Here is a 14582-nt window from a genome sequence, read left to right as displayed (position 1 = left end):
AATAAATTCATTGTGCGTCAGCTACTTAACTAATTAACAAATACAATGTCTAACGAAAACATCGATCCTGTTTTTCAATTGGTTAAATCACTGACCCGATCCGAGAAGCGGCACTTCCGTTTAACGACCAGCCGCGGCCCCGGCGAGGACCTGAAGTTTCTGCAGCTTTTCGACGCCCTCGATAACCAGAACGTTTACAACGACGAAAAAATTCTCTCGCAGGTACCTTCTATTAAACGTTCGCAGCTGGCCAACCTGAAAGCCAACCTCTACAAGCACCTGCTCTCGAGCCTGCGCCTCTACCAATCCAATCAGAACCCCGACATACAGCTGCACGAGCAGCTCGATTACGCGCGTGTGCTCTACAACAAAGGTTTTTACCAGCAAAGCCTGAAAATGCTGGAAAAGGTAAAGGTGGCAGCCCAGCAGGCGGAGCTGCAGCATATTGCCCTGGCCGCTATCGATTTCGAGAAGCTGATCGAGTCGCAGTACATTACCCGCAGCCTCCGCGGCAGGGCCGAAAGCCTGTCGGAAGAAGCCATGAAGCTGGCCAAACGGGTGTCGCTCACGCACGAACTTTCCAATGTGGCGCTGGGCCTGTACGGGCTGTACCTCAAGCTGGGGCACGCGCGTAACCTGGAAGACTACAAAAATATTACCGCTTTTTTTAAAAGCAGCCTTCCGGAGACAAATATTTCGAAGGGAAGCTTTTTTGAGAAGCTTTATTATTACCAGTCGCATGTGTGGTACTACAACATCCTGCTCAACTTTAAAGCCTGCTACCGCTATGCCCAGAAGTGGGTAGACCTGTTCGAGGAAAACCCGGGCATGAAGCACAAGCAGAGCACCCATTATATAAAGGGACTGCACAACCTGCTCGCTTCGCTGTACAACCTGCTGTATTACAGCAGATTTAAAGATGTACTGCAAAAGCTGGAAGATTTCGCCAACGACGAATCAAGGCGCACTAACCCAAACATCGAACTGCTCCTGTTCCAGTACATCTACACCAACCGGATAAACGTGCATTTTATGCAGGGTACTTTTTCGGAGGGGGTAAAGCTGGTACCAGAGCTGCTGGAAAAGCTAAAGGAATTTCAGCCGCAACTCGACTCGCACCGCATGCTGGTGTTTTACTTCAAGATTGCCAGCCTGTACTTTGGCAGCGGCGATAACCAGATGTGCATTCACTACCTGAACAAGATCATCCACTACAAAGACACCAGCCTGCGCGAAGACCTGCAGTGCTTTGCCCGCATCCTGAACCTGATTGCCCACTACGAAGCCGGCGAAGACGAAAGCCTGGAATACCAGATTAAATCCGTTTACCGTTTCCTGGGCAAAATGAACGACCAGCAGCAGATGCAGGTAGAGATTTTCCGGTTCCTGCGCAACCTGGGCAACATTGCCCCGCACGAGCTCAAAGATGCATTTGTCTCGCTCCGGAACAAACTTTCTGCCATCGCCGAAAATCCGTTTGAACGTCGCCCGTTCCTCTACCTCGACATCCTCTCGTGGCTCGACAGTAAAATTGAGAACCTGCCGGTACAGGAAATCATGCACCGCCGGCACCACCAGCTGAAGTAAGGTTAATGTGCTAATTTTTTAATGTGCTCATGTGTTAATTTTAAAAAGCACTTACTCGTTTACAGCTAAATATCTCCACCTTCTGTCATCCTGAAAGGAACTTGTGGGCGAGCTGCATCAAAGTCTGCTACAAGAGGTTTTTACTTCCTTTTTACTGAACAATTACTACAAACTCAAGTCAGTTAAACTCCCCTCCTTGGACCTAATTTTGTCGGGAAACGGGTGCGCTGGTACGAGCTTGCAGCTCGTACTTTCATTTCCCAAGCTAAAATGCTGCCTATCTACTAACCACTATGCTTTTTACCGTGGTAAGTAAGTACGAGCTACAAGCTCGCACTAGCAAATCTAACAATGGAAGAAGTTTTTACTGTTTGGTTAAATATAATAATATACTGATAATCAACCTATATCATCATCACCGTAAATCAACGGTTCAGACAGCAGCAGAGGGGGTGGTGGCAGGTGCAGTAAAACAAAACGGCTGCCCGAATTGGAGCAGCCGTTTTGTTTTGCTGTAACAGCTCAATCAGATTAAATTTGAATAACCTGTATGTTCAGCGTGTTTGTATTACCTGCAGGCGGATTCTGTAAGCCTCTCAGTACAAAGATATACTTCCGGCCTGCCACGATCTGGTAGTTACGCAATTCGCGAAGAAGTTCTCCTGTTCCTCCTGCTTCCTTCACCTGAAAGGTAAGTGTACCTGGATCTACTTCGGTAAAGCTGGTACTTTCTTTAAAAGCCACTTCATTAAAGAGCGTAGCACCGGATGTTCCGGTTGTTTCCAACTTAACTTCAGGTGCATCGGGCGCAAGATTCAGAAACTGGATATCCGCCTTTCCGGCAGCTGGTGCTTCCAGGGTGTCCTTTAGCACAAGCAGATCCAGGTCCTGGTTGCGGCCTACAAGAAACAAGGTATAAATTTTATTTTCCTCGAGGGCAATCGTTGAATCGACGACAGAAGTAGTAGCATTTACAGTATTAAAACTGAACCTGTAGTCTCCTGGCGCTAATGCCTGGTAAGGGTAAGAATTCGGGTATTTGAACACCTGCGACTGTAGCTGGTTGTTGAACAGCAAATCCAAATCAGGTGCATCAGGAGCAGTATGGTAGAGCGCAAGGTAGGCAACGGGTTCCTGCTCAGGCTGGGGTGTTGGCTCATCGTCCTTGCACCCGGTTAACGAAAAAGCGATCACACTGCTCAAAAGCAGCAGTAAAGTTTTAAGCGGTTGTTTACTTAAGAAAATCTGCATAGAAAATTTTAAATGTGAAAAAATTAAAAAACACAACAGGAACTGCTGGCTTTGTAAACTAACGTTACAACGCCAAAGATAGTATCAACTGCTTGTCTGACCCAAATCCGGCTGCCATAGTTGCATGGAAAGCAAAAAATAGCGAAAGAATTTTACCAGTCTATCGGCTCCTTCCCTACCGACTCCAGGTAAGCGTTGGCTTTGCTGAAGTGCCTGCTGCCGAAAAAACCCCGGTCGGCGGCAAACGGTGAAGGGTGCGCTGCTTTGAGCACCAGGTGTTTTTTTTCGTCGATAAAAGCCCCTTTTTTCTGGGCGTAGGCGCCCCACAGCATAAACACCACATGCTCCTTCAGTTCGTTAACTTTCTGCACCACGGCATCGGTAAATTCTTCCCAGCCTTTGCGCTGGTGCGAACCGGCGGCTCCTGCCCGTACGGTTAAAGTTGCATTTAATAACAGCACCCCCTGCTTGGCCCAGCGCTCCAGATTACCGGTGGGTGGCAGGTCTTTGCCCAGGTCGTTTTTAATTTCCTTGAAGATATTAACAAGAGATGGCGGCGTGCGTACATCATCATGAACAGAAAAAGCCAGCCCGTTTGCCTGCCGTGGCCCGTGGTAAGGGTCCTGCCCCAGAATCACTACTTTTACCTCATCAAACGGGCACATCTGGAAGGCATTGAAAATCTCGTTACCCGCAGGGTAAACTTTTTGGGTAGCGTATTCGTCTTTAACAAAAGCGACAAGATTTTTGAAATACGGCTTTTCAAATTCATCTTGTAATACTTTTTGCCAGCTTTCTTCTATCTTTACAGTCATGGCTTAGTTCGTAAATTTGAGTTAGATGATCACGGAATCAGCTTCAGGTAAATTAGCTCCTGCCTGAAACAATTTCTAAGTATACAAAAAAGTCTGAAACATGGATACAAAAACTACCGAAGGCGTAAAAGTTACCGTTACCACCAACTACCTTCCCGATTACTCCAGTCCGGTTCAGCAGCATTATGTATTTGCTTACAAAATAAGAATCGAGAACCACAGTGAATTTACCGTGAAACTGCTGCGCCGCCACTGGTACATCCACGATTCAGCCGGTGTGGTGCGCGAAGTGGAAGGCGAAGGCGTTGTTGGCCAGCAACCGGTGCTGGAACCGGGCGAGACACACGAGTACGTATCGGGCTGCAACCTGAAAACAGGCATGGGCAAAATGCGCGGCAACTACCTGATGGAGCGCCTGCTCGACGGCAAAAATTTTTATGTGACCATTCCCGAATTTACCCTGGTGGTGCCTTATAAGCTGAACTGATTATTTGCCTGAACCTTTGATTAACGGTGATTAAACTGATGACTATGATTTTTTTGTCTGAATCAGGATTATTTTGTCTGAACAAGATGAAAAAGATTTGTTGATTACCAGGATGAGAGGCAATGGTGGCAGGAGCAGAAATTAAATTTTATATAATTTAGGGTTGAAAATTTTCAACCCCTACAAAAATTCCCCAACTTTCTAACTCCTAAACTTTCGAACTCCCAAACTCTCTAACTTTCTAACTCAAACCGTGCTTCCTTTTCGACTAGCGGCTGAATACCTGCTCTACAGGCTCCGGGCTTTTAAACTTCATGGTGTACACTCCCCCTTTGTCTTTAACCTGTACCACAACGTAATTCGCCACACCGGCCATTATTATGCTTATGCCAGAGTAGAGCAGCTTCGCAAAAAACTGCTGCGCGACAACCGAGCACTGCAGGTAACCGACTTTGGCGCTGGCCCGAAAAGCGGCAGCCACAAAACCCGGAAAGTAAAAGAGATCGCACGCACCTCTGCCAAACCAGCCAAATATGGGCAGCTGCTCTTCCGGCTGGTCAACCATTTTCAGCCTGCCACTATTTTTGATTTAGGCACCTCGCTCGGCGTTACCACCTGCTACCTGGCCGAAGCCCGTAAACAGGCCGCTATTTACACGTTCGAAGGTTGCCCCAACATTGCCCGCGCTGCCCGCGAAAACCTGAAGCAACTCTCTCTCAAACAGGTAAACTTAGTACAAGGCAACCTGGATGAAACCCTCGAACAGCAGCTGCAACAGGTACAGCAACTGGACTTTGTGTTCTTCGACGGCAACCACCGCTACGAGCCCACCATGCGCTACTTTAACGCTTGCCTGCAAAAGCACCACGAGCACAGCGTGTTTGTAGTTGACGACCTGTACTGGTCACAGGAAATGAAAAAGGCCTGGCTCGAAATTAAAAAGCACCCGCAGGTGCGCCAGACGGTAGATTTGTTTTATGTGGGACTGGTCTTTTTCCGGGAAACGCAGCCTAAGGAGAATTTTACGCTTTACTATTAGCAGCAGAGGCTGTGGTGGCAGGTGCAGCCAGGATTTTGACTGCTTCCCGTGGTGTTGCTGTCCTTTCAATAGCAGTGCGGGTTGCTGAAAATCACAGGTAAATTTTCTGAAAATGATCCAGCTCATTTTCCATGTAAAGCAATAGCTGCATCTTGTCCTCAAATACTGAAGAATATGAAATGCAGCCTTAAACTCACTTACCTGGTGCTGTTAGTTCTGGGGATGAGCGCCTGCCATCCCACCCAATTCGTAGTCGGACAGGAAAAGCCGCGGGAACAGGTAACCGTAAAGCGGAATAAATTTCTTTTCCTGGGATTAATCCACGTCGGCACAGCCCCCGACCCGAAAGCGATGAGCCATGACGCAACAGATTATAAAATCACGGTTAAACTCACGTTCAAAGATGTACTCCTCAATGCCATGACGTTAGGAATCTACAGCCCATTAACGGTTCAGGTGGAGTATTAGGAGAGTGGATGATTTTTGTTCTAAGGGACAATAGATTTTGGCTTTGCGGTAGTATAGCTACCGTAAAGATTTGATTATTACCGATTTTATTTTCTAATCTGAAAATGACCAGTAAACTCACTACTGATGAAGAATTGGTCACGGTACAAGAAAGCAGGGCTAAAGGATAGTGGGTTAGGTAGTTCTTCCAACACCCATGTTTTTCCACCATCTTTTGAAAGCAGGAAAGAATGAGCTACACCAAGAAAAGCTACATCCTTTTGTCTGTTTCCAACTACCGCAATTGTATTTCCAAAAGCAAACACTTCATCAGGTCTATACTCTGCATATTCGCCTAACTCAATCTCACTTATCTTGCCTCCTGAGTACTTGATGATTTTTCCTTTTTCACCACTACTTGCTGCCAAATAAAGCTCCTCGCGAGCTTTTGCTTGCGAGGCAATAGCATAAGGTGTGGCAAACAGAACCTCCTTCTTTTCTTGGGTTAGTATATCAGTTACTAAAATACCTTTTGTAAGTCCTGTCCCTCTTTCTGGAATTAAGGAAACTACTCTATCCTCATAAATCGTGTGGCGGTAGTGATTCTTGGGAAGCGCTAGGAGCGTGTCCCATTTACTACCGTTATAGCTTAGCAGGCTCTGCTCTTTTCTGTCATCAAGAATGACTTTGCCTGATGTTGGACTCTCAAAATGGATTCCCCTCACAAAATGGCTATTAGGGTAGCTAAGTATCTGTTCCACTTCTTTTCCAGGCTTAGAATACTTCAGGATGTAGATAGTGTCTGCAGTAACGTGCTGTATGAGCAAAACTAAAGTATCTTTGAAAGAAAACACTCTTTCAACACCTCCATAATAACTTACAGGAATTTTCTGCCATGAATTTCCTGCATCTGTTGTTTCATATAAAACAGCATGATGCTGTAAATTATGGTCTTCAATAGTTCCTGAAATATTTAACCTTGCCCCACCCAAGTAGCCTAAAGAGTCATTTACAAATACCAAATCGTTGTAGGTCTCGCTATCATTTGGCAAACCCTTAGCTTTGAAATCTGACCAGTTGCTTTCCGATGTGCAGGAAGATACAAGAATCACAAAAAGCATGAAGAACGCTTTGTTCATTTTTCTAATTTTTTACATCAACCTCCTATCTATAACTAACCTACGGTTATCTATAGAAACCTACAAACAACCATCACATGATGAGAATAGAAAACGAACTTACCGCACCGCCTGCCTCACCCGGATAAGCTTCTGCAGCAGGTTTTCCAGCTGTGCCAGCGGCAGCATGTTCGCTCCGTCCGATTTAGCAGTTGCGGGTTCGGGATGCGTTTCGATAAAAAGGCCGTCAGCGCCTACGGCTATCGCTGCTTTGGCAATGGTTTCGATGAGGGCGGGTTTGCCACCGGTAACGCCGGAACTTTGGTTAGGCTGCTGCAGCGAGTGCGTTACGTCCATCACCACCGGCACCTGGTTGGCCTGCATTTCGGGGATGTTCCGGAAATCCACTACCAGGTCGGAGTAGCCGAAGCTGTTGCCACGGTCGGTCAGGATTACTTTTTCGTTCCCGGATTCGCGTACTTTTTCCACGGCAAAGCGCATGGCGGCACCAGACAAAAACTGGCCTTTTTTGATGTTCACTACTTTACCCGTTTCGGCAGCCGCAACCAGCAGGTCGGTCTGGCGGCACAGGAAAGCCGGGATCTGCAGCACATCGACATACGCGGCAGCCATGGCCGCTTCGTGTGTTTCGTGAATATCGGTAACCGTGGGCACCTCAAATGTTTCGCTTACTTTTTGCAGAATACGCAGCGCTTTTTCGTCACCAATGCCCTGGAAAGAGTCCAGCCTTGAGCGGTTGGCTTTGCGGTAAGAGCCTTTAAAGATCAGCGGCACCTGCAGCCTGTCGGTCAGTTCTTTCAGGTGTTCTGCTATACGCAGCGCCATTTCTTCGCCTTCGATGGCGCAGGGGCCAGCCATTAAAAAGAAGTTGCCGGAGTCGGTGTGCTTTAATTTAGGTATCTCAAACATAGTCGGTTTCAGTTGTGGTTTACAGGACGCAAATGTACAAATTAGCGCCTGATATGGCTTACTTCTTTTGCAGGCAAATAAACAGCTCCCTCCCCTGCCTTGGCTGAATGGAATTATAGGCTGTTTCGAAATGAAGAAAATTAAAGTAAGGCTCAAAATAAGTCCGGTACTCTTCCCTGCTCCCGCCGAATGGCGGCCCCGGCTGCTCGAAGATGGTATCAAACAACAGCCCCACCAGCTTTCCGCCCGGCGCCAGCAGGTCGGCGCATTTCTTAGCATAGGCAAATCGCAGCTCCGGCGAAAGCGCACAGAAAAACGTCTGCTCCACGAGCAGGTCGTAGCTGCCAGCAAGCGAGAAGAAATCCTGGTGCAGGAGCTGCTCCTTCGGGAAGTCCGGCACGCGGGCGGCAAAATTTTCCAGGGGAGCCGCTGCAATATCAACCAGATACACCTGCTTAAAGCCGTGCCGGAACAGGTATTCGGCTTCATAGGCGTTCCCACAACCGGGCACCAGGATGCGCAGGTTTTTATTATCCAGCTGGTCAAAATATTCTTTTAACGGGGTCGTTATAGTACCTGTATCCCAACCTGTCCGGGCGGTCTGGTACCGGTCCTGCCAGTATGCAGCATTAAAATCTTCAGTCATCAAGCTATACATTTAAAAGTAAACTATTATATTTGATACGCGCATAAAAGCCGTTTTTGTATTAAAACTACAATATATTTAAACCGGCAATACTAACAAACTTTAATTATTATGTCCACACAAACTCCTGAAAACAGAGGAAACAGAAAATTGCTTATCGGTGGCCTGTTTGTCATCCTGCTAAGTATTAACGGCATACTACTTTACAGTAACTACCAGAAAAAAGAACAGGCAGAAGAACAGCAGGAAGTAATCCGGGTAAAAAACAGCGAACTGGAAAACCAGATAAAAGTGTACGAAGCCCTGAAGGCAGACTTCGAACGCCAGAGCCAGGAACTGCAGGCCATGGGACTGGAAAACGACTCGCTGGAGGCGAAAATTGTGTCTATTAATGCAGACCTGAACGAGCTGCGTGGTTTCCGGAACAGGAGCTTTTCGCTTTCCGACCAGCGCAGGTACCAGGAACGTGCCAAGGCCTTTGAGCAGCAGCTGAAAGAAAAAGACCAGCAGATTGCCAGCCTGAAAAAGGACAACGAGGTGCTGTACACCGAGAACACGACCCTCAAGACCACGCAGAATCAACTTGCCGACAGCCTGACCACCATGAAAACCACCAACCTCGACCTGGTTGAAAAGGTTAAGGTAGCCTCCAAACTGGAAGCCGAGAACATCGGGGTAAACGTGTTAAACAAACGCGGCAAAGAGAAAGACGACAAGGAAAATGAGTTCCGGGCCAGGACGGTCGAGAAGATCAGGGTAGCGTTTAAACTTGCCAAAAACGAGGTAGCCCCTAAAGAGCCAAAAACGGTTTACATGCGCTTGATCGAACCTGATGGCGCCGCCCTTTACAACCTTTCTACCGGATCGGGTACTTTCCAGATAGATGGTGAAGACATGTACTATACCGCCAAACGCGATTTCGTATTTGATAATACGCAGCAGCAAATCAGCTTTATATACGACAAGGGAGCCGAATACAAAAAAGGCGCGCATACCGTAGAACTGTATGCCGATGGCGTGATGATTGGCAAAACCTCTTTTGTGCTGAAATAAGAACAGGAATCCATACAAAAAGCCGCTGTCCGTTACCGGGTCAGCGGCTTTTTGTTTTCCTTGTCCCGTCCTGCATTACTGCTCTCGTACCGCAGACGTTTGCCTAACTGATTTTAACTGAACACACTACAACGCCAACACATCTTATGGTAGATATCGTAACAGAAACAACAATTGACCGACCGCAAAACATGGTGTCGGAATATGCGGCCAACCCCGACAATGCACCGGCGTGGTATGTGAACATTAAATCCGTTGAATGGAAAACCCCCAAACCGCTACAAGTTGGTTCACAGGTTCTGTTTAAAGCTCATTTTCTGGGACGGGAACTGGTCTACACCTACGAAATTGTAGCATATGTTCCGGGGGAAAAGCTTGTGATGCGCACTTCCGAAGGTCCTTTCCCGATGGAAACAACCTATACCTGGAGCACGGTGGCCAACGGACAAACCCACATGACGTTACGCAACACCGGAAAACCAAGCGGTTTTTCAAAATTACTGGCTCCCTTTATGAAATCAGCCATGAGAAGGGCCAACAACAAAGACCTGGCTTTACTTAAACAACTGCTCGAAAATAAAAAGTAACAGTGGCATTGCAGGCGGCACATAAAAAGCCACGGCAACACCACCTCCTTCCGCTGCTATTGTGCTAAAGCAAGTCAAAATAATTTATTACTATTTAAAAGTAAAAAGCTTTTCGTTAAACTTTTATTAACTTTGTCCACTTTTCAATAGCTTACAGCCAGAGGTTATTAAAAAGTAAAAAAGCTTTTTGCAGGCGTTACAAAATTTCAAACATATTTATTATTTCCCATACGATTTTAACCGGAGTTTTTCATGAGTACCCATTTGTTTATACCGCCTAATTATCAACCTGTTTTAAACCCAACGCTAACCGAAAAAGCGATCAAAATAACAAAAGATTATTTTGAACACCAGCTTTCGGCAGAACTGCGGTTGCGCCGGGTAACAGCACCTCTTTTTGTATTAAAAGGCACCGGGATTAACGATGACTTAAATGGGATTGAACGGCCGGTAAGCTTCCCGATAAAATTCATGAACGAGACGCATGCCGAAATCGTGCATTCGCTGGCAAAGTGGAAAAGATGGAACCTGAAGCGACTGAACATTCCGGCAGGCTATGGTTTGTATACGGACATGAACGCCATTCGCCCGGACGAAGACCTGGATAACATCCACTCGCTGTACGTAGACCAGTGGGATTGGGAACGCGTGATCCGGGACGAAGACAGGAACCTGGCCTTCCTCAAGCACATTGTCACTAAAATTTATTCGGTGATGAAGCGCACAGAATACCTGCTTCATGAAGAATACCCGGAACTGGTGCCGCAGCTTCCCGAAGAAATCACCTTCATCCATGCCCAGGACCTGCACGACCGGTACCCGGGCCTGAGTGCAAAAGAGAAGGAGGACCAGGCGGCAAAAGAGTACGGCGCGATCTTTATCATAGGCATTGGCGGCTCGCTGGCCAACGGCGAGAAACACGACGGCCGCGCCCCCGACTACGACGACTGGACCACCCCTACCGGAGACGGCCACAAGGGGCTGAACGGCGATATTGTGGTCTGGAATGATGTGCTGCAACGTGCTTTCGAAATTTCATCGATGGGCATCCGGGTAAACAAGGAAGCGCTGCTGAAGCAGTTAGCCCTGGCCGGTTGCGAAGAGCGCGCAAACTTAATGTGGCACCAGATGCTGCTAAACGACGAGCTGCCGCAAACCATTGGGGGCGGTATCGGCCAGTCCAGGTTGTGCATGTTTTTCCTGCGCAAAGCCCACATCGGCGAAGTACAGGCCAGCATCTGGCCGGACGAGATGATGGAAGCCTGTACCAAAAACCAGATCCATTTATTTTAACCAGGAACTTTCAGAAAATACAGCAAAAGCCACAAGCGCAAACTTGTGGCTTTTTTTCTGCGGTTCAGGTCCGGTAGCAGCCTGAATTGCACGAAAAAACGTTGCTGCAGCTGCCACCACTCCCGCTGCTGCGCTAACCATTTGCCTCCGGTTCCGGTTTAATAGAGGTAGCGGAAGAATAACTGCTGCCACACCAGCAGCGAATCAGAAAAATAATTTTATGCAGAAATTAAGCGAAAAAGAATATAAGAACGAATTTGTAACGGCCTTCGATGGCGACGACAGCGGCGATCTGAAACCACGCCAGACACCCGGCGTGCTGTACAGCAAGGCGACGCCAACTCCAGTCAAAGATCCAAAGCTGGTGGCGTGGTCGGAGGAACTGGCAGAGGAGCTGGGAATAGAAAAACCGGATGAGCACGATGTAAAAATCCTGGGCGGAAACCTGGTTACCCCCACCATGTACCCCTACGCGGCCTGTTATGCCGGGCATCAGTTCGGCAACTGGGCAGGCCAGTTAGGCGATGGCCGTGCCATTACACTTGGCGAATGGGAAGCACCGGATGGCAACAGCTGGGAGCTGCAACTCAAAGGCGCCGGCCCTACCCCCTACTCCCGCCGCGCCGACGGAAGGGCTGTGCTCCGGTCGTCGGTGCGGGAGTACCTGATGAGCGAAGCGATGTATTACCTGGGCGTACCCACCACCAGGGCCCTGAGCCTGGTAACAACCGGCGAGCCGGTGCTGCGCGACATGTTCTACAACGGGAATGCTGCCTACGAACCGGGCGCCATCGTGATGCGGGTGTCGCCCAGCTTCCTGCGTTTCGGGAATTTCGAAATGCCGGCCGCCCGGAAAGAAACGGATAACCTGAAAAAGCTCGTCGACTGGACCATAGCACGCTACTACCCGCATATCCAGGGCGAGGACAAAGTGCTGACCTGGTTCAAAGAGGTGGTGGAGCGTACGGCAAGCCTGATGGTAGAATGGCAGCGTGTGGGCTTTGTACATGGCGTAATGAATACCGATAACATGTCCGTCCTCGGCCTCACCATCGACTACGGCCCCTACTCCTTCGTCGACGATTACGACCCCTATTTCACCCCCAACACCACCGACCTGCCGGGCCGCCGTTACGCCTTCGGCAGACAACCTTCTGTTGCTTACTGGAACCTCGGCTGCCTGGCCAGCGCCATCGCCCCTTTATTCCCAGGAACAGAAGAACTTGTGGCAGCGCTGGAAACCTATGGCGACAGCTACTCCAGAAAGTACCTCGCCATGATGGGCAATAAGCTGGGCCTGGATAAGGTAAAAGCAGAAGACGTACAGTTAATTAAAAACCTGGAGGAAACACTCGCCACCATCAAACCCGACATGACCATCTTCTACCAGCTCCTCATGGACCTGCCGGCCGAACTCGCAGCAGAGCAGGATGTAGTAAACCATTTCCAGGAGAGCTTTTATGAGGAACTGAATCAGGAAGAGCGCGAGAAACTGCAAAAACTCATAAAGGCCTACCAGGAGCGAATAAAGCAGAACACCTGTACCCGCGAAGAAGCAGTTAAGCGCATGCGCCAGGCCAATCCGCGCTTTATTTTACGAAACTACCTGTTGCACCAGGCCATCGAAGAACTGGAGCGCGGCGAAAACCAGCTTTTCCTGAAACTACAGGAAGCCATGAAAGATCCTTATTCCCGAAACTTCGATGAGTTCTTCGCCAAACGACCCGACTGGGCCAGCAAGAAAGCTGGTTGTTCCATGTTGTCCTGCAGTTCCTGACGGGCTATCAAATTGAGTTATCCTCCTGCAGAAAAAGCAACGGGAGCACCTGGAATATGGCGCCTGCCTTCCGTCAACGAAAGGTGGTAGATAACGTAAAATAGCACGACCTCACCACTGGAACATGCCTCAGAAATCCGGCCTGCATAAAACTGACGAACGAATACTTCCTGGCAGTACAGGAACGGAATCTCCCGCTGAACCGAAGCCTGCTCTCCGGAAAATTGATGCCATCGCGGTGATCGTCGGGATCGTGATCGGAGCCGGTATTTTCAGAACCCCGTCGCTGGTAGCTGCTAACACCACAAGTGGCGACATGTTTTTGTTTACCTGGATATTGGGCGGTGTTATTTCGCTGATCGGGGCGCTTTGTTATGCCGAACTTACCACCACCTACCCCAACACAGGCGGCGATTACCATTTCCTGAACAGGGCCTTCGGGAAAAAACTCGCTTTCCTGTTTGCCTGGGCCCGCATGAGTGTTATCCAGACAGGTTCTATTGCGCTGCTGGCTTTTATTATCGGCGATTATGTGGCGCAGATTTACAGCATCGGCACCTATACGTCTGTTGTTTATGCAGCGCTGGTCGTTATCCTGCTCACTGCCCTCAACATCATCGGCCTGAATGTAGGCACGGGAACCCAGAAATTCCTGCTGGCACTGGAAGCTGCAGGTCTGCTGCTCATCGTTGCAGCCGGCCTGTTGTTCTCACCTGCAGAGGCTGTGGTGGCAGGTGCAGCAAGCTCCACGGCTGCTCCAGCCACCTCGCTGGGCCTGGCCATGGTATTCGTGCTGCTTACCTTCGGAGGGTGGAACGAAGCCGCTTACATTTCCGCCGAGTTGCGTTCCGGTCGCAGGGGTATGGCCTGGGTTATGATTGTGAGCATCCTGCTTATCACGGCCATTTACCTGCTCATCAACGTGGCTTACCTCCGGGTGCTCCACCTCGGCGGCATGGCACAATCCGATGCGGTGGCCAGTGACCTGATGCGCACTGTTTTTGGTGAAGGTGGTGTCGTGCTTATCGGCGTTATTGTGGCTGTTGCTGCCCTTACCTCTGCCAATGCCACCATTTTTACAGGCGCCCGTACCAATTATGCCCTCGGCCGCGACTTTCCTGTTTTCAGATTCCTGGGCAGGTGGAATGCGCAAACGTCTTCGCCCGTTAACGCTTTTCTGGTACAGTGTGCTATATCGCTGGCGCTTATCGGGCTGGCGCTTTTTACCCGCGACGGCTTTAAAACCATGGTAGAGTACACAGCTCCCGTCTTCTGGTTTTTCCTGCTGCTGGTGGGTGTTGCTGTTTTTGTGCTGCGCCGGAAAGAGCCGCAGCGGGAACGGCCGTTTCCGGTTCCTTTCTACCCTGTTACCCCGCTGCTGTTTTGCCTCACCAGCGCTTACCTGCTTTATTCAAGTCTCGTATATACTGGTTTGGGAGCCCTGGTGGGAGCAGGCGTTTTACTGGCAGGCGCCCTCTTGTTACTGACCCTGCCCCTCCTGGAACATCATGCATCCCGGAACAGCAAACTTTGAAAACTTCTTTCCTGACAA

14 protein-coding genes are annotated in these 14582 nt (G+C 49.0%); 9 read left to right on the top strand and 5 right to left on the bottom strand.

Translation table 11 applies throughout. From position 1 onward, the window contains the following. Positions 1 to 45 precede the first annotated feature (45 nt). On the top strand, positions 46 to 1587 hold the full coding sequence (locus DCW36_RS14290) for a hypothetical protein (protein ID WP_114782803.1): 1542 nt from the start codon (positions 46 to 48) through the stop codon (positions 1585 to 1587). A gap of 531 nt (positions 1588 to 2118) precedes the next feature. On the opposite strand, the gene DCW36_RS14285 is transcribed toward DCW36_RS14290, so the two are convergent. Next, positions 2119 to 2781, bottom strand: coding sequence for a DUF4397 domain-containing protein (locus tag DCW36_RS14285; RefSeq protein WP_240676188.1), 663 nt, complete (start codon positions 2779 to 2781; stop codon positions 2119 to 2121). Positions 2782 to 2990: 209 nt separating this feature from the next. Then, the gene (ung, locus tag DCW36_RS14280) at positions 2991 to 3653 is read right to left on the bottom strand and encodes a uracil-DNA glycosylase (protein ID WP_114782801.1); all 663 of its coding nucleotides are present in this window, start codon (positions 3651 to 3653) and stop codon (positions 2991 to 2993) included. 100 nt (positions 3654 to 3753) lie between these two features. Here ung and apaG point away from each other — a divergent pair, with 100 nt between their 5' ends. The 3 genes from apaG to DCW36_RS14265 all read left to right on the top strand — a co-directional run bounded on the left by apaG (position 3754) and on the right by DCW36_RS14265 (position 5647). After that, entirely contained in the window at positions 3754 to 4140 is a 387-nt protein-coding gene (gene apaG / locus DCW36_RS14275; protein WP_114782800.1) for a Co2+/Mg2+ efflux protein ApaG, read from the top strand. A 253-nt stretch (positions 4141 to 4393) separates the two neighbouring features. Continuing rightward, complete coding sequence (locus DCW36_RS14270) at positions 4394 to 5179, top strand: O-methyltransferase (protein WP_114782799.1); 786 nt, start codon at positions 4394 to 4396, stop codon at positions 5177 to 5179. A 174-nt stretch (positions 5180 to 5353) separates the two neighbouring features. After that, positions 5354 to 5647, top strand: a complete 294-nt coding sequence (locus DCW36_RS14265; RefSeq protein ID WP_114782798.1) for a Bor/Iss family lipoprotein — start codon at positions 5354 to 5356, stop codon at positions 5645 to 5647. Between the two features lie 86 nt (positions 5648 to 5733). Here the strand turns inward: DCW36_RS14265 and DCW36_RS14260 are convergent, their stop codons facing one another. From DCW36_RS14260 to DCW36_RS14250, 3 genes are all read right to left on the bottom strand, one after another. Continuing rightward, positions 5734 to 6765, bottom strand: a complete 1032-nt coding sequence (locus DCW36_RS14260; protein ID WP_125185427.1) for a hypothetical protein — start codon at positions 6763 to 6765, stop codon at positions 5734 to 5736. Between the two features lie 99 nt (positions 6766 to 6864). Further along, complete coding sequence (gene kdsA / locus DCW36_RS14255) at positions 6865 to 7674, bottom strand: 3-deoxy-8-phosphooctulonate synthase (RefSeq protein WP_114782796.1); 810 nt, start codon at positions 7672 to 7674, stop codon at positions 6865 to 6867. 58 nt (positions 7675 to 7732) lie between these two features. Then, entirely contained in the window at positions 7733 to 8320 is a 588-nt protein-coding gene (locus tag DCW36_RS14250; RefSeq protein ID WP_114782795.1) for a methyltransferase, read from the bottom strand. 111 nt (positions 8321 to 8431) lie between these two features. Here DCW36_RS14250 and DCW36_RS14245 point away from each other — a divergent pair, with 111 nt between their 5' ends. The 5 genes from DCW36_RS14245 to DCW36_RS14225 all read left to right on the top strand — a co-directional run bounded on the left by DCW36_RS14245 (position 8432) and on the right by DCW36_RS14225 (position 14564). Continuing rightward, positions 8432 to 9373 (top strand): hypothetical protein, encoded by a 942-nt coding sequence (locus DCW36_RS14245; RefSeq protein ID WP_114782794.1) that lies wholly within the window; start codon positions 8432 to 8434, stop codon positions 9371 to 9373. A 146-nt stretch (positions 9374 to 9519) separates the two neighbouring features. After that, entirely contained in the window at positions 9520 to 9960 is a 441-nt protein-coding gene (locus DCW36_RS14240) for an SRPBCC family protein (RefSeq protein WP_114782793.1), read from the top strand. Between the two features lie 252 nt (positions 9961 to 10212). After that, on the top strand, positions 10213 to 11253 hold the full coding sequence (gene asnA, locus DCW36_RS14235) for an aspartate--ammonia ligase (RefSeq protein ID WP_114782792.1): 1041 nt from the start codon (positions 10213 to 10215) through the stop codon (positions 11251 to 11253). Positions 11254 to 11473: 220 nt separating this feature from the next. Further along, the gene (locus DCW36_RS14230; RefSeq protein WP_114782791.1) at positions 11474 to 13030 is read left to right on the top strand and encodes a protein adenylyltransferase SelO; all 1557 of its coding nucleotides are present in this window, start codon (positions 11474 to 11476) and stop codon (positions 13028 to 13030) included. Between the two features lie 124 nt (positions 13031 to 13154). Next, the gene (locus DCW36_RS14225; RefSeq protein WP_114782790.1) at positions 13155 to 14564 is read left to right on the top strand and encodes an APC family permease; all 1410 of its coding nucleotides are present in this window, start codon (positions 13155 to 13157) and stop codon (positions 14562 to 14564) included. Positions 14565 to 14582: the final 18 nt, after the last annotated feature.

The organism is Botryobacter ruber, from assembly GCF_003347595.2.
In the GTDB taxonomy this organism is placed as follows: Bacteria; Bacteroidota; Bacteroidia; order Cytophagales; family Hymenobacteraceae; genus Pontibacter; species Pontibacter ruber_A.
Note: the sequence above shows the minus strand (reverse complement) of the source record. Positions and strands in the feature narration are given on the sequence as shown.